Origin of the sequence: Nocardioides stalactiti (assembly GCF_014180715.1) — a bacterium.
Lineage (GTDB): Bacteria > Actinomycetota > Actinomycetes > Propionibacteriales > Nocardioidaceae > Nocardioides > Nocardioides stalactiti.
Window position 1 is genome coordinate 1 of sequence record NZ_JACEFC010000113.1, and the last position, 14,034, is coordinate 14,034.

Here is a 14,034-nt window from a genome sequence, read left to right on the forward strand (position 1 = left end):
GGGGAGAAGCCGACTCTCCCGGGCGCCGGCCGACAGCTCGGTGTGGACGACACCCGGCAGGACCGCGGTGAGCTCCACGCCGGTGCCGGCGTGCTCGTAGCGCGCCGCCTCGGTGAACCCGAGGACCGCCCACTTCGACGCGGTGTAGGTCGCGACGCCGGACATGTAGAACACCCCGGCCATCGAGGCGATGTTGACGATGTGACCCGACCGCCGGGGCAGCATCGTCTCCAGCGCCCGCTTCGTGCCCGTGATCACGCCGATGGTGTTGATCTCGACGGTGCGCCGGGTCACGCCGTCCGGCTCCTCGGACAACCGACCCGTCGGCATGATGCCAGCGTTGTTGACCAGCACGTCGATGGGCCCGAGCTCCGCCTCGACCTTGTCGATGAAGGACCGGAAGTCAGCGGCGTCGGTGACGTCGAGGGAGCCGTGGAACACGGCCCCGGCCGCCGGCGCGGACTCCTCCAACGTGGCGACGTCGAGGTCGCCCACCGCTACTCGCATCCCCTTGCCTGCCATCGCGCGGACCGTCGCCAGCCCGATCCCACGCGCCCCACCGGTCACCACGGCCACTTTGCCGTCGAGTGCTGTTCTCATGCCGCGGAACGTATGGCCGGGATCGGCGCTCAGACTAGGTTGCGGGATCCAACCGACGACGCTCCCTTGTGCGGCCTGCCCAAATCGCGTGCCGCTTGGAGCACCGGCTCGCCGAGGTGCTCGACCATCGTCAGGGCGACCTCGAGCTTGAGCCGTCTGTCCAAGACCCCGTGACCGAGCGCTGCCTCGATCTGCGGCAGCCGGTACAGCACCGTGTTCTTGTGGGTCCCGATGAGGGTGGCCGCGTCCCGGGCGTTCCCTCCGGCGCGCAGGTAGCCGTGCGCGGTCTCCCGCAAACGGGCCGCGACCGGACCCTCGGCCACGAGGTCACCCAGCTCGCGACGGACCAGCTCGGAGGTCACCTCGGGTTGATCGAGGAAGGCACTGACGAGCTCGACATCGTCGTAGGAGGTGGTCGCCGGGTGGCCAGGTGCGTGCTCGGCGACGCGGCGAGCGGCGAGCGCCTGGCTGCGGCTGCGCACGAACCCGCCGACACCGAGGGCGGGCAGGCCGTATGCCGTGCGGACACCCGGCGGCAGCGCCGTGCGCCGCAGCGCCGCCGGGTCCGGTTCGGTGTCGAACCCCAGCCAGATCGTGAGCGACCGAGCACCTTCGGGGTGGCTGAGGTGGTCGGGAGCACCGAGCTCCGCGCGGATCGCCGTGGCCGCGGAGGCCAGCGCGCTCGCGGGCGCGCTCGACGGTCCGTCGAGCCACAACATGAAGGCCAGGTGGCGCCTCCTCAGCCGGTAGCCGAGGGTCGCCGTCGCCTCGTCGACGTCGACCGGCTCGCCGTCGAGCAGGGCGGCCACCACCTCGGCCTTGCGCGCGTGCGCCCCCCGGAGCCACTCGTCGCGCTCGGCCGTGTAGGCCGCGACCGCTGCTTCGGCGACCGCCTCGATCGCCGCCGCGATCCGGTCCCAGCCCAGCGTGAGCGCGGCGTAGCGCAGCTCCGGGTCGTCGACCTCGGCGTCGAGGACCCGGATCACCTCCTGCCAGGACAGACGGTGGCCGACCCGGATGCCGCGGAGGACGACGGTGATGTCGATCCGACGACGTGCCATCGCACGCACCAGGTCGAGCACGAGCTCGGGGATCACCACCCCGAGCAGCGGCTCGCCCGCCGGTGTGCTCGCAAGGGCGCCGGCCAGGGCAGCCGTCGCGGCGTCGAGGTCCGACCGGATGGCCGGGTCAGCGCCGAGCTCGGGCACCTCGGCGATGAGCAGTTCGTTGAGGTGGCCGGCCACCTCGAGGACGGTGGCGGTGTCGGCGAGCCGTTCCAGAAGGAGGACGAGCCGCTCCTCGTCGGTCAGCGCGCCCCGGGACGCCTCCTCCCCCATCGCGCCTCCATCTCGTCGCTGCGGCGCGGATCGCCGATTGGACGGAGCGTACAACCGTTGCCGCCACCTCGTGCACGAAAACCAAGCGCCCACCGGCCGGCGCCCGTGATGCTGAGGATCCGCCTGAGGAGGAACGCCCCATGCCCACCAGCACCACCCCGTCCGACGTGACGCGGATGCCCCCCGGACCCGACGTGCTCCGCGTGAAGAACCCGTACGACGGCTCGGAGATCGGCTCGGTACCGGCCCTGGACCGCAGCGCCACCGAGGCGCTCGTCGCCCGCCTGGGCGCTGCCCAGCCGGCGTGGGCCGACCTGCCGGTGGCGGACCGCGTGCGCTGGCTCGAGCGCTACCGCGACTGGGTCCTCGACCATCGCGTGTCGCTCGCCGAGACCGTGCACCTGGAGTCGGGGAAGGTCCGGCACGAAGCACTCGCCGAGCCGGTGATCGTGGCCGACCTCATCAACTACCTGTGCCGGATCGCGCCGTCCGCGCTGGGTGACCGGACACCTGCCCCTCACGGCATGCTGGGGATGTCCAAGCGGCTGCGCGTGCAGCTGCGGCCGGTCGGCGTCGTCGGCGTCATCTCACCGTGGAACTTCCCGTTGGCCATGGCGTTCATGGACGCCGTACCGGCGCTCCTCGCGGGGTGCGCGGTCGTGACGAAGCCGTCGGAGGAGACGCCGCTCTCCCTGCACCGCGCGGTCGCGGGCTGGGAGGAGATCGGCGCCCCGCCGGTGCTCGGGTGCGCGACCGGTGGTCCCGACGTCGGCCGGGCCGTCGTCGACACGGTCGACTTCATCCAGTTCACCGGCAGCACCCGGACCGGCAGGTCCGTAGCGGCAGCCGCGGCCGAGCGCCTGGTGCCGTGCAGCCTCGAGCTGGGCGGCAAGGACGCGATGATCGTCCTCGCCGACGCCGACCTCGCGAAGGCCGCGCGCGGTGCGGCCTGGGGTGGGATGTCCAACAGCGGCCAGACGTGCGTCGGCGTCGAGCGCGTCTATGTCGAGTCGGCGGTCTATGCCGACTTCGTCCGGCACCTCGTCGCCGAGGTCGGGCTGCTGGAGCAACGACCCGACGGCGACGTCGGCTCGATGACGACCGCCGCGCAGCTGGAGGTCGTGCGCGCGCAGGTCGGCGACGCGGTGGCGCGCGGCGCCCGAGCCCTGACCGGCGGCCACCCGACCGGGCGTGGACTCGAGTTCGCCCCCACTGTCCTGGTCGACGTCGACCACGGGATGGAGGTGCTGAACGAGGAGACGTTCGGGCCGGTCCTGCCCGTCGTCGAGGTGCGCGACGCCGACGAGGCCGTCCGCCTCGCCAACGCGTCGGTCTACGGGCTCTCCGCCTCGGTCTGGACACGCGACACGACTCGCTTCCGTGCGGTCGCCGACCGGCTCGAGGTCGGCGCCGTCAACCACAACGACGTGATGTCCAACCTGCTGTCCTTCGCCATTCCGCAGTCCGGCTGGAAGGCCAGCGGTCTCGGTGCACGTTTCGGCGGTCCCGAGGCCCTCCAGAAGTTCTGCCGCCCCCGCGCCACGACCGAGCCGCGGGTGGCACTGTCCTCCGAACCCAACTGGTTCCCCTACTCGGCCTTGCGCTCCACACTCACCCACGGGGTCCTGAAGGCCACCGTCGCACGGGGACTCCGGAGGATCCGATGAACCGCCGCCTCCACCTCGACGTCGCGTTCCACGAGGCGCCGGACCGGATCGGCACCGCCGCGGCGGCTCTGGAGCGACACGGCGCGACCGGGATGTTCGTCTCCGAGGCGCAGCACGACCCGTTCGTGTCCCTCGCCGCGGCAGCCGCCACGACCGACCAGATGATCCTCGGCACGTCGGTCGCCATCGCGTTCGCACGCACCCCGATGACGACCGCCTACGCCGCGTGGGACGTCCACCGGCTCACGGACGGCAGGTCCGTGCTGGGCCTCGGGACGCAGGTCGCCGGCCACATCACCCGGCGCTACGGCATGCCGTGGTCGCGGCCCGCGGCCCGGATGCGAGAGTACGTCGCAGCGCTGCACGCGATCTGGGACAGCTGGCAGACCGGGGGCCGGCTGACCTTCGAGGGCGACTTCTACACCCACACCCTGATGCTCCCGACGTTCTCTCCGGGCCCGCTCCCCGACGCTCGACCGCCGATCTGGCTGGCTGCGGTCGGACAACGGATGATCGAGGTGGCCGGCGAGGTCGCCGACGGACTGGTCATCCACCCCCTCACCTCCGACCGGTACCGCGACGAGATCCTCGTCCCCGCCGTGCGCGCGGCGCGGGAGCGAGCCGCCCGCGACGACGAGTTCACGGTGTCCGCGATGGCGATGGTGGCCTGCGGGCACACCGAGGAAGCCCTCGCCGAGGCGACCGCGCTGACCCGGATGCAGATCGGCTTCTACGCCTCGACCCCGGCCTACCTCCCGGTGCTCGAGCATCACGGCTGGGCCGACCTGCACCGTGACGCCCACGCGCTCGTGGCGCGCGGCGGACTGATGGAGCTGGGTTCGCTCGTGGACGACGAGGTCCTCCACACGTTCGCCGTCGTCGGCGAGCCCGCTGCGGTGGCGTCCCGGCTCCGTCAGCGCTACGGCGGGCACGTGGACCGAGTGACGATGACGATGCCGTTCCAGGCCGTCGGCGAGGGGTCGGTCGCGACGGCCGTGCTCGACGCCGACGCCCACCAGGTGACAGGAGCGAACCGATGAACCGCGCGACCTTGGGCACGACGGACTTCGAGCACCTCCTCGTCGAGTCCCTCGACGACGGGGTCCACGTCGTCACGCTGAACCGCCCCGACCAGCTCAACGCCCTGCACCAGGGGCTGTTCGACGAGCTCGACCTGCTCTGCGAGGTCGTCGAGGACGACCCGACGGTGCGCGTCGTGGTCCTGACCGGCGCCGGTCGCGGCTTCTGTGCCGGAGCCGACCTCGGCACGATCACCGAGCTGCCGTCGACCTCCGTCACCGACTTCCTGCGTGCCCAGGAAGCCGGCGCCCGAGTCATCGCCCGGTTCAAGAGGCTCCCCGTGCCCGTGGTCGCCGCCGTCAACGGCCCGACCGCCGGGGGCGGACTGGCTCTCGCACTCGCGGCCGACGTCAGGATCTCGTCGGACGCCGCGTTCTTCACCGTCGCCTTCGTGCGCCTGGGGCTCAGTGGGTGCGACGTCGGGGTGTCCTGGCTGCTGCCCCGCGTGGTGGGGATGGGGCAGGCGTCACTGCTGATGCTCACCGGCCGCCGGATCACTGCGGAGGAGGCCGAGCGCATCGGTCTGGTGACCGAGGTCGTGGCGCCGGATCGGTTGCTCCCCGCGGCCTTCGAGCTGGCCCACGAGCTCGCCTCGATCAGCCCCCTCGCTCTCAAGCTCACCAAGGAGGGTCTGGAGCTCAACATCGACGCCCAGTCGCTCGACTCAGCGATCGCTCTGGAGAACCGGAACCAGGTCCTCGCGTCGCGCTCGGAGGACGCCGTCGAGGCGATGCGTGCCTTCATGGCGGGCGAGCCCGCACGTTTCACCGGACGCTGAGGATCCTCCATCAGTCTTGGGACCATCCGCGGAAACCGCCCGCGTCCACCTGCACGGCTCCCGTGACGTTGGAGGGCACGGTGGCCAGTCCGGCTTGGTTGGTCAGGTAGCGGTGCGGTCCGACGGCCACGACCGCGCCGGCGACCGGACGTGGACCGCTGTCCTCCGCCACGATCGCGCTGACCGCAACGACCCGGGAACGACCGGCCCCTGCCGTGATGGCCACGTCGAGCTCGGGCTGACGCATCCCTGGGCAGTCAGCCTGCTTCGGTACTCCGGTCCACGTGCGACCGTTGATGGTCGTGGTCACGTTGCCCGGCGACGCGCCGTCGGGCTGGATCAGCAGGCGGCCCTTGGTGGTCCCGCGACGCGCGCCCGTCGAGGACAGGATCGCCGTCCACACGGCCACCCCTGCCGCGAGCGGAACGCGGATCGACTCGCGCCCGTTGACGACGTTGACGCCATCGTCGGAGTAGTTGCGGTACCTGACGGTCCAGCTGCCTCCAGCGAAGGTTCCGAGGTAGGTCAGGACCGCCCGGCCCGACACGCGTCCTCGGAGCACCTTGGCCGCGTTCGACCGCGACGCGAGCCCGCGGTACTCCGCAGCCGGGACGCTCACCGCGTCCCAATCGACGTCGTCCAACGAGAGCGTCGGCAGGGGCGCCGTAGCTGGACCGGGCAGGCGGACCGTCCGCAGTCGGAACTGTCGACCGCGCGGCACCTCCCCCGCGACGTTGGGCAGTAGCTGCTCGGTCAGCAACAGCGTCCGGCTGTCGGGGTACCACTGGCGCTTCCGCGCCAACCAGTTGTCTTCGGTGAGCAGCGGCTGCCCGGCGTACCCGTCCTGGCGCTGGCCATCGAACCCCATCAACCACGCCTCGTTCATGCATCGCCGGTTGCTGAACAGGCCGACTCGGCCGACCTGCCCGAAGGCGACCATGTCGATCAGGGACGGCCTCACCAGCTGGGTGAAGACGTCCATCCGGTCGAGCCCACGGGCCGAGGAGTAGGTGAACCACTGGCCGTCTGGCGACTCGTCACCCGTCTCGTTGTAGTCGAGGTCGCGGGTCATGAACCGGTACTCGCCGGTCGCGAGGTCGAGCAGCCCGGTGTCGTAGTTCAAGGCCGTTCGCGTGGTCTGGTACTTCACGTAACGGTTACCGAGTACGAAACGCCCGCCTTCGTAGAACCGCCCTCCTGCGACCCAGTCAGCCGTGCCGCCCTTGGTCGAGAACTGGGGCTGGAGGACGCGGGGGTCGGTGACCCGGTAGCCATCGGCTCCTCGCTCGATCCGGCCGACGGTCACCCGGGTCCCCTCCAGGGACCGCACCTCGTTCCAGACGACGAAGCGTCCCTCCCCGTCGGGCGTGGCCTCGCGGTTCTGTGCGCCTTGGGGCAGCGAGGTGAGTGAGTCGATCGGGAAGTCGACCGACGACAGCTCTTGGTGCTGACAGTCGTAGACACTGGGCAGGCACTCGAGCACCGACCACTGGTAGTCCGCGACTGCGCCAGAGGTCTGGCCACTGGTGTTCGCGAACCACACCCGCTGCTCGTCGTCGAGCACCTCAGGCTTTTCGGCCGAGTCAGCCACACCGCAGGTGATGCATCGGTAGTCCGACCCGTCGGGAAGTGTGACCGCTAGGTGTCCGGCACCGTCGATCTCGACCCCGAGAAGCCAGTGCTCTCCGTCCGGGAGCAGGTCCACCCCTGTGACCACGGTGTCATCCGGGACGGCGATCTCGTCGAAGTAGACGGTGTCGATGACTTCGAGTGCCTGCAGCGGCGGCGGAGCCTCGACGGTGTTGTCCGGGATCATCTCGCCCCAGGTCACGGGGGTCACTGGCGTCTGCGTGGGTGCCGCCGAACCACCGGGACTCACCAGGGTGCTCGCGACCATCACCGTTGCGCCGGTCAGCAGCACGCGGAGGGGCTTCGGGATCGTCATGGCCATCGGTCTCCTCGTTCGGCGCCGGCCGCGCCGGCGGAACCGGGGGAACGTCCGACTCGGCGGCGAGCGTGCCGCAGTGAGGTGCCGTTCTCCTCGCGAGCGGCTGACGGTTTGCTGAGTACCAGCGCGTCGCACCAGCGCGTCGTACCAGCGCGTCGGGACTCGAGGTCTGCCGCCGCATAACGCGTCGGGCCCACAGCAAAGGGGAACTTCGGCTCGCCCTGGTCGTCGGCGCCGGTGCCCGTTCCGACGACGCACCTCGCGCTCGACCCGTTCTAGCTCCTCCCGGATTCCAACGGGCGGGTGCTCCCATCGACGAGATGCACGGTGTACGTCCACGACTCACCGTCATCCGGCCACCACGCTGCGAACCGGTTGCCGACGACGGAGGCCTCGATGTCGAGGCCTGAGGAGGTATGAACGGTGACCCCGGCGACCTCGTTGCCCACGTATCCCGTCGTCCAGGTGAACCAACCTTCACTGGTACTGCTGCTCATGGCCCGCCCCTCGACCAGGGTGTCGGCGCCCAGGGCCGCAGGCGTGGCGTCGCCTGGGTTGTAGGCACCGAAGACGTCGTCCCCGCCACGGGCTCGGCCCCCGATTGCTTCATCGGGCATCAGGCAGACGACCTCCGCCGCCTTCCCGGTGAGAAGCACGAAGGTCCACTCCCCCCGCCGCTCTGCCACCGCGACTCGCTCACCGGTGTCATGTGCGCCGATGGAGGCTCGGCAGGCTGCGGCGGCATCGCCTACGGCACCACCCGTCAGAGGTTCGGGCTTCGGTGTCCATGAGGCGACTTCGCCCCCTCCGCCCATGAGCACCGCCGGGATCGTGACACCGGCGGCGCCGACCAGGCCGGCCGCAAGCAACAGCCTCCGCATGACAACTCCGCAAGATCGGGGGAGAGAAAATTGCCCGGTTGCACAGGTCGGGCGTGAAGACTCGGCCGGTTCGGCAAGGTAAAGACTGCACGCCTCCCGCCCACCGAATCAAGGAGATCCGGCTGCGGAATCGTGCGACGCGAGCGCGGTCTCGAGCCCTCAGATCGGGCCGGTCACGACCACCGCGGCGATCGTTATCTGGTCAGGGAAACCTGGGTGGCAATCGAGCAGGAAGTGCAGAAATCTGCAATGTCGTCCGGTCCGGCCTCAGGGACGGCGGCGGGTGGCTCCCCAGAGGCCGACGCCGATACCGACGACGGCACCGCCGAGGCCGATCGCCTTCGCCGAGCCGCTCATCTCGTGGTGGACCGGGAGGCCGCCGATGAAGTCGGCAGCGTCCGCGCCGCCGGAGGCGAGGAACCAGCCGCGGGTGTCCTTGCCGCGCAGCGACGCCTGGAGCAGCATCGCGCCGATGAGGAAGTCGCGATAGCCCATCGAGCGCAGCAGCAGCCGCGCGGTCGTGTCGACCGCCTCCTTGTTGCCCCACATCCGGTTCGCCCCGAGCGGGTCGACCAGGAAGTGCACGCCGGAGGAGAAGCGGATCCCGCCGGCGACGAGGGCGGGGACGTCGACTGCCATGGACGGACCCTAGTCCGGGCGACAGCCGAGGTGTCGGAGGATGGCGACTAGCATCGAGGCCGCCGGAAGCGACCGCCCGGCGTCCACCCAGACGTCCACAGAGGGGACACCCATGTCGTACGACGTCGCATCCTCGGAGGTCTTCCCGGTCACGCCCGAGGTCGCCTTCGATGCAGTCCTGGCAGCGCCGCTGGAGGAGCTCTTCGTCGAGCGGGCAGGCCCCATCCCGCCCGTGGTCAGGAGCGAGGGCCAGTCCGGCGACTGGGCAGTCGTCGGACAGACGCGGACCATCGTCCTGGCCGACGGCAGCACCAACACCGAAGCGCTGGTCCGCGCGGACCGACCGCACGAGTACGGCTACCGACTGACGGAGTTCACCGGTCCGTTGAAGGCGCTGGTCTCCAGCGTGGACGGCGGCTTCTCGTTCGCGGCCGAGGGCGGCGGCACCCGGGTCACCTGGCACTGGACGCTTCATCCGACCAACCGGGTCACCGGGCTGGTCCTCCCCGTGTTCGCCGTCTTCTGGCGCGCCTCGGCCAAGAAGATGTGGGCCCGGCTCGGGTCCCGGCTGTAGCGGTCCCTAAGGGCCGGGGGTGAGCGGGGTCCGGCGCAGCGGGCAGCTGGCGATGTCGGCCTGGTCGGCGTACAACGGGAGCTCCTCCACCGTCGCCATCAGCTCCTCGCTGCTGCCGAAGAGGCGCTTCGGGTCCAGGTAGACGTCCTCGTCGAAGAACTCGCTGACGATCGCGCGGACGGGCGGCGACCCGGGAGTCAGGGTGCGCGCGACGGCGTCGCGCACGTACCCCTTGCGCAGCGGGTGGAGCCGCGCGGACGACGGCGTGTGGATCATGTGCCACCCGTGGAAGAACTCCTCCTCGGTCAGCCGCTCCGGCTTCGGGAACCAGGTGAAGTGCGTGAGCAGCGTCCCGTCGGCCACGGCCTGCGGCACCGACTCGGTGACCAGGTAGGCATCCCCCGGCGCCTGCTCGACCAGCTGCGGCCACACGTCGACCGAGTCGACCCAGTACGACGCGGAGCCGCGCAACAGCGCGCCGTGCCCCATCAGGAGCGGGGCTCCGGCGAGGTCTGCCGCGACCGACACGGTCGCGGAGAGCAGTCCGGGGACCTCCACCGTCGCGGCTGCGGCGACCGCGGCGTCGTCCCAGAGCAGCAGGTCGATCTTCTCCATGACGACGTCCTCCGGTCGGGCGGCGTCATCCGCCGCCACTAGAACGTGTTCTAGATGATGTCCTCGCGGGGTGTCAAGGACGACCCCCGGGCTGCGAGCACGAGGCGGCGCCGCCGGGCGCGCGCCTAGGGCGACAGGCGGCTGCCGGCGCGGATGGCGTTGCGGCGCAGTCGGTCAGCGAGCCGGTCCACGGATGCGCGGATGGAACCCTGCTCCTCCGGCGGCTCGAACGTGACTGCGTCCCCGACCTGGACGGTGCCGGCCTCGGCGACGTCGGCGTAGACCCCCAGGCACCGGTCGGCGTGCGCTGACAGCGCACGGGGCACGATCGGGTCCGCCGACAACCCGGACTGCTCCCGCATCGGCACGGAGCAGCGGATGGTCGGGATCTCGATGCTCAGCCCGAGGTCCCCTGCCCGCAGTGTCCCGCCGAGCCAGGTCTGCTCGACCATTCCTTCCTCCTGGCCGTCGATGAGGATGTTCGGGCGGAAGCGCCGCACGTCGAAGTCGCCCCCGTGCCCCGCCATGGTGCGCAGGCTGGACGTGGTCAGGACGTGGACGGGGTAGGCATCGGCGAAGATCCCGACCGGCGCCGCGAAGACGGCGAGCCTGGCGATCTTGCCGATCGGGAACCCCGAGAAGTCCGGGAGAGGATCGTCGTCGGACAGTGCCCACTGGCGACGGATCTCGCGCTTGGTCATCAGCACGCCCCGGTAGGCGCTCTTCTGGTTCGTCGGCGGCAACGACACCAATGCAGCCCGCCTGCCCGTGAGCTCGGTCAGCCGTGCGCCCATCTGCTCGGCATCGGTGCTACTGACCTCGGTCCCGTCCGGGAAGGTGACGACGACGTGGGCGACATCGCCCGGGCCGACACCGGCGGGAGGCTCGTCGACGTACCGGGCTGAGCAACCGAGCAGCTGGGGGATGCGTCGGGCTGTCGTGATCGCGTTGGCGTCGAGCTCGCGCACGGCCCACATCCGGTCCGCGTGCAACGCCCGCTGGTCAACGGCCGAGCCGGACAGCGCCTCGCCACCCATGGACTTCACCGGGTAGCGCCACAGACCTGCCACCGTGCCGACCGACATGAACGGACAATAGCCGCCCCGGGAACGACGAAGGCCAGCTTCCCTGACAGGGGAGCCGGCCTTCGGGTTTGGTGGAGGTGAGGGGACTCGAACCCCTGGCCTTCTCGATGCGAACGAGACGCGCTACCAGCTGCGCCACACCCCCAAACGCGGGGAAACGTTAGCACCAGGCTCCCGCGCTCCCCGAATCGAGGGGGTCAGGCGCCGGAGGCGCGGCGCTGGTCGGAAGCGGCCTCGACCTGGTCGGCGCGCTGCTGGTCGGCCTCGCGGGCGAGGGCGGAGTCGGCGGCGTTGCGGCCCGAGCTCCAGACGCCCGTGGAGTCGAGGTCGATGGTACGGACGGTACGGCCGGCGGCGGCCTTGGCGACGTAGGTGGGCAGCGTGACCGGCACCGGGTCCCAGCCGTCGGCCTGGGCGGAGGGCGGCTCGTCCTCGACGCGGATCGCGGGGATCTCCTCGGTGTTGTCGCCGAGGTCCTCCTCGGCCAGCACCTGGTCGGCGAGCGTCGTACGACGCTTCCGCACCGGCGCCGTCACGGCGGCCCGCACGGCCCGCTCCTTGCGGACCATCAGGCGGCAGGCGACCAGCCAGGCCACGAGGAGCGCCGCGGGCGCGGCCACCCAGGCCCAGCCGACGACGCCGGCCGCGGCGAGGCCGACGACGACCAGGTTGAGGACGAGGATCGTGCCGAGCACCCGGCGACGGCGCTCGGCTGCACGCGCGGCCGCGAGCTTGCGGGCACGGACCTGTGCGCGGGACAGCGGAGCCCGAGCGGCAGGCTCGGCCGGCGCGTCCGCAGGTGCTGCCGGGGCCGCGGTCCGCGCGATGCGCGGCCGGCGGACGACGAGGTCCGCCTTGGTCGCCGACACGGCCTCGCGGCTGGCGAGCACCCGCACCCGGTCGGAGAAGCTCTCCACGGACCGGCTGACCCGGTCGACCTCGTGGTGCTTGAGCGCCTTGGGAACGAGGTAGACGGCCCAGGCCACCGCCAGGGCGACGAAGATCAGTGCGCTCAGGTCCACATGGCAGAGGCTAGGACCACTAGCGCAGCTCGGGACGTATGTCTATCGGTGTGTCACAGAATGACTCGTGGGACTCGTGGGATCAGGGGGCGCCGGAGCCGCCGCCGGACTCCTCGAGACGGGCGAGCAGACCCCGCGGCGCGTCCTCGCGGGTGACGGCGAAGATCCGGTGGTCACGCCAGTCGCCGTCGATGTGGAGGAACCGCGGGGCGTAGCCGACCTCGTGGATCCCGAGCTTCTCGACGACCCGCAGCGAGTTGGTGTTCTCGGGGCGGATGCAGATCTCGAGCCGGTGCAGCCCTCCGGTGAAGAAGGCGTGGTCGACGGCCATCGCGACCGCGCGCGGCATGATCCCGCGGCCCGCGACCCGCTGGTCGATCCAGTAGCCGACGGACGCGAACTGCGCCGAGCCCCGCACGATGTTGTTGACGCTGACCTGGCCGACGAAGCGACCCTCGACCTCGATGACGAACGGGTACGTCGTCCCGCGCCGGGCCGCCCGCGCGAGCCGCCGGACGAGCGCACCGAAGGTGGTCGGGCGCGGGCTCTCCCCCGGCGGCACGGTGGCGTCCCACGGCGAGAGCCACACGGCGTTGCGGCGGCGCACCTCGCGCCACACCTTGGCGTCGCCCCGCCGGATCGGGCGGAGCGTCACGACCGGGTCGGTGCCGGACATCAGCACGTTGGGCCAGGCCCGCCCGGGTGAGGACGTGATCATCCGTTCGCGTGCGAGCCGCCCGATCCGCTCCTCCCCCATCAGTGGTCGCTCCCCACGATCTGCTCGACGGCGTGCACCAGCACAGGCGTGAGCACCTCGAGCGCGTCCTTCACACCCCCGCGCGACCCGGGCAGGTTGACGACCAGGCACGAGCCGGCGATGCCGGCCAGGCCCCGCGACAGGGCCGCGGTCGGCACGCCCTTGGCCACCCCGGCCGCGCGGATCGCCTCGGCCAGCCCGGGCACCTCGCGGTCCAGCAGCGGCCGGGTCACCTCCGGCGTCCGGTCGGTCGGCGTCAGCCCGGTGCCGCCGGTCGTCAGCACCAGCCGGGCGCCGGCCTTCACCGCGAGCGCGACGGCAGCACCGACCGGCTCGCCGTCCGGGCGGACGGTGGCGTCGTCGACCGCGAAGCCGAGGCCCCGCAGCGCCTCGACGATGAGCGGTCCCGTGGTGTCCTCGTAGACGCCGGCGGCCGCCCGGTTCGACGCGACGACCACGACCGCCGGCAGCCCGCCCGCATCGGGAGTGCTCATCGCTTCCAGTCCCCCGACTTCCCGCCCGTCTTCGTCTCGACCCGGACGTCGGTGATGACCGCTCCCTTGTCGACGGCCTTGACCATGTCGACGACCGTGAGCGCGGCGACCGACACCGCCGTCAGCGCCTCCATCTCCACACCGGTCCGGTCGGAGGTCCGGACCGTCGCGAGGATCTCGACGGCGTCGTCGGCGACCGACAGGTCGACGGTGACGCCGGAGAGCGCGAGCGGGTGGCACAGCGGCACCAGGTCCGGCGTGCGCTTCGCACCCATGATCCCGGCGATCCGGGCGACCGCGAGCGCGTCGCCCTTCGGCACACCCTCGCCACGCAGCAGCGCGACGACCTCCGCGGACACGAGGACGCGGCCGGACGCCGAGGCGGTGCGGACGGTGACGGCCTTGTCCGACACGTCGACCATCCGGGCGGCACCGGTCTCGTCGACGTGGGTCAACCCGCGGGCTGGGTCACTCATGCCGACCATGTTCCCATCCGAGGCTCGGGTCGTCCGAATGAGAGTGACCGACAGGTCACTCTCAGTCGGACGACCCCTACC

At 71.4% G+C, this 14,034-nt stretch carries 15 protein-coding genes and 1 tRNA gene; 4 read left to right on the forward strand and 12 right to left on the reverse strand.

Going from position 1 to position 14,034, the window contains the following annotated elements; translation table 11 throughout:
- Both H0487_RS18270 and H0487_RS18275 read right to left on the reverse strand, forming a co-directional pair.
- Positions 1-600: SDR family NAD(P)-dependent oxidoreductase (locus H0487_RS18270; protein WP_183095665.1), on the reverse strand; the 600-nt coding region annotated here is incomplete at its 3' end.
- 29 nt (positions 601-629) lie between these two features.
- On the reverse strand, positions 630-1,937 hold the full coding sequence (locus tag H0487_RS18275) for a PucR family transcriptional regulator (protein ID WP_183095666.1): 1,308 nt from the start codon (positions 1,935-1,937) through the stop codon (positions 630-632).
- Between the two features lie 140 nt (positions 1,938-2,077).
- On the opposite strand from H0487_RS18275, the gene H0487_RS18280 reads away from it, so the two are divergent.
- Genes H0487_RS18280 through H0487_RS18290 form a run of 3 tightly spaced genes read left to right on the forward strand, consistent with a single transcriptional unit; the run spans position 2,078 to position 5,462 of the window.
- On the forward strand, positions 2,078-3,604 hold the full coding sequence (locus H0487_RS18280; RefSeq protein ID WP_246383825.1) for an aldehyde dehydrogenase family protein: 1,527 nt from the start codon (positions 2,078-2,080) through the stop codon (positions 3,602-3,604).
- Positions 3,601-4,644 (forward strand): TIGR03617 family F420-dependent LLM class oxidoreductase, encoded by a 1,044-nt coding sequence (locus H0487_RS18285; RefSeq protein ID WP_183095667.1) that lies wholly within the window; start codon positions 3,601-3,603, stop codon positions 4,642-4,644. Before H0487_RS18280 ends, H0487_RS18285 begins: the two co-directional genes overlap by 4 nt.
- Complete coding sequence (locus H0487_RS18290; RefSeq protein WP_183095668.1) at positions 4,641-5,462, forward strand: enoyl-CoA hydratase/isomerase family protein; 822 nt, start codon at positions 4,641-4,643, stop codon at positions 5,460-5,462. The genes H0487_RS18285 and H0487_RS18290 overlap by 4 nt, the downstream gene beginning before the upstream one ends.
- 10 nt (positions 5,463-5,472) lie before the next feature.
- Here H0487_RS18290 and H0487_RS18295 read toward each other — a convergent pair whose 3' ends face one another.
- The 3 genes from H0487_RS18295 to H0487_RS18305 form a co-directional block, all read right to left on the reverse strand.
- Positions 5,473-7,407: a hypothetical protein gene (locus tag H0487_RS18295; protein WP_183095669.1), complete on the reverse strand. Its 1,935-nt coding sequence runs from the start codon at positions 7,405-7,407 to the stop codon at positions 5,473-5,475.
- 278 nt (positions 7,408-7,685) lie between these two features.
- A complete protein-coding gene (locus H0487_RS18300; protein ID WP_183095670.1) occupies positions 7,686-8,291 on the reverse strand; it encodes a hypothetical protein in 606 nt (201 codons plus the stop codon).
- A 267-nt stretch (positions 8,292-8,558) separates the two neighbouring features.
- Positions 8,559-8,930, reverse strand: a complete 372-nt coding sequence (locus H0487_RS18305; protein WP_183095671.1) for a DUF4267 domain-containing protein — start codon at positions 8,928-8,930, stop codon at positions 8,559-8,561.
- Between the two features lie 112 nt (positions 8,931-9,042).
- On the opposite strand from H0487_RS18305, the gene H0487_RS18310 reads away from it, so the two are divergent.
- Entirely contained in the window at positions 9,043-9,504 is a 462-nt protein-coding gene (locus tag H0487_RS18310; RefSeq protein WP_183095672.1) for an SRPBCC family protein, read from the forward strand.
- Positions 9,505-9,510: 6 nt separating this feature from the next.
- On the opposite strand, the gene H0487_RS18315 is transcribed toward H0487_RS18310, so the two are convergent.
- The 7 genes from H0487_RS18315 to moaC form a co-directional block, all read right to left on the reverse strand.
- Positions 9,511-10,119, reverse strand: a complete 609-nt coding sequence (locus H0487_RS18315; RefSeq protein WP_183095673.1) for a hypothetical protein — start codon at positions 10,117-10,119, stop codon at positions 9,511-9,513.
- A 125-nt stretch (positions 10,120-10,244) separates the two neighbouring features.
- Positions 10,245-11,204 (reverse strand): MOSC domain-containing protein, encoded by a 960-nt coding sequence (locus H0487_RS18320; protein WP_183095674.1) that lies wholly within the window; start codon positions 11,202-11,204, stop codon positions 10,245-10,247.
- Positions 11,205-11,273: 69 nt separating this feature from the next.
- Positions 11,274-11,349, reverse strand: a tRNA-Ala gene (locus tag H0487_RS18325).
- 52 nt (positions 11,350-11,401) lie between these two features.
- Positions 11,402-12,226: a divisome protein SepX/GlpR gene (gene sepX / locus H0487_RS18330; protein ID WP_183095675.1), complete on the reverse strand. Its 825-nt coding sequence runs from the start codon at positions 12,224-12,226 to the stop codon at positions 11,402-11,404.
- A gap of 82 nt (positions 12,227-12,308) precedes the next feature.
- Positions 12,309-12,983, reverse strand: coding sequence for a GNAT family N-acetyltransferase (locus H0487_RS18335; protein WP_312856013.1), 675 nt, complete (start codon positions 12,981-12,983; stop codon positions 12,309-12,311).
- Positions 12,983-13,477 carry a MogA/MoaB family molybdenum cofactor biosynthesis protein gene (locus tag H0487_RS18340; protein WP_183095676.1) on the reverse strand — a complete coding sequence of 165 codons (495 nt, stop codon included), beginning with the start codon at positions 13,475-13,477 and terminating at the stop codon, positions 12,983-12,985. Before H0487_RS18340 ends, H0487_RS18335 begins: the two co-directional genes overlap by 1 nt.
- Positions 13,474-13,953: a cyclic pyranopterin monophosphate synthase MoaC gene (gene moaC / locus H0487_RS18345; RefSeq protein ID WP_183095677.1), complete on the reverse strand. Its 480-nt coding sequence runs from the start codon at positions 13,951-13,953 to the stop codon at positions 13,474-13,476. Before moaC ends, H0487_RS18340 begins: the two co-directional genes overlap by 4 nt.
- Between the last annotated feature and the right edge of the window lie 81 nt (positions 13,954-14,034).

Coding starts and splice junctions, on each gene's coding strand:
- H0487_RS18285 (WP_183095667.1), top strand. CDS start 3,601: ATGAACCGCCGCCTCCACCTCGACGTCGCGTTCCACGAGGCGCCGGAC.
- H0487_RS18320 (WP_183095674.1), bottom strand. CDS start 11,204: ATGTCGGTCGGCACGGTGGCAGGTCTGTGGCGCTACCCGGTGAAGTCC.
- H0487_RS18275 (WP_183095666.1), bottom strand. CDS start 1,937: ATGGGGGAGGAGGCGTCCCGGGGCGCGCTGACCGACGAGGAGCGGCTC.
- H0487_RS18295 (WP_183095669.1), bottom strand. CDS start 7,407: ATGACGATCCCGAAGCCCCTCCGCGTGCTGCTGACCGGCGCAACGGTG.
- H0487_RS18310 (WP_183095672.1), top strand. CDS start 9,043: ATGTCGTACGACGTCGCATCCTCGGAGGTCTTCCCGGTCACGCCCGAG.
- moaC (WP_183095677.1), bottom strand. CDS start 13,953: ATGAGTGACCCAGCCCGCGGGTTGACCCACGTCGACGAGACCGGTGCC.
- H0487_RS18290 (WP_183095668.1), top strand. CDS start 4,641: ATGAACCGCGCGACCTTGGGCACGACGGACTTCGAGCACCTCCTCGTC.
- H0487_RS18315 (WP_183095673.1), bottom strand. CDS start 10,119: ATGGAGAAGATCGACCTGCTGCTCTGGGACGACGCCGCGGTCGCCGCA.
- H0487_RS18280 (WP_246383825.1), top strand. CDS start 2,078: ATGCCCACCAGCACCACCCCGTCCGACGTGACGCGGATGCCCCCCGGA.
- H0487_RS18335 (WP_312856013.1), bottom strand. CDS start 12,983: ATGGGGGAGGAGCGGATCGGGCGGCTCGCACGCGAACGGATGATCACG.
- H0487_RS18305 (WP_183095671.1), bottom strand. CDS start 8,930: ATGGCAGTCGACGTCCCCGCCCTCGTCGCCGGCGGGATCCGCTTCTCC.
- H0487_RS18340 (WP_183095676.1), bottom strand. CDS start 13,477: ATGAGCACTCCCGATGCGGGCGGGCTGCCGGCGGTCGTGGTCGTCGCG.
- H0487_RS18300 (WP_183095670.1), bottom strand. CDS start 8,291: ATGCGGAGGCTGTTGCTTGCGGCCGGCCTGGTCGGCGCCGCCGGTGTC.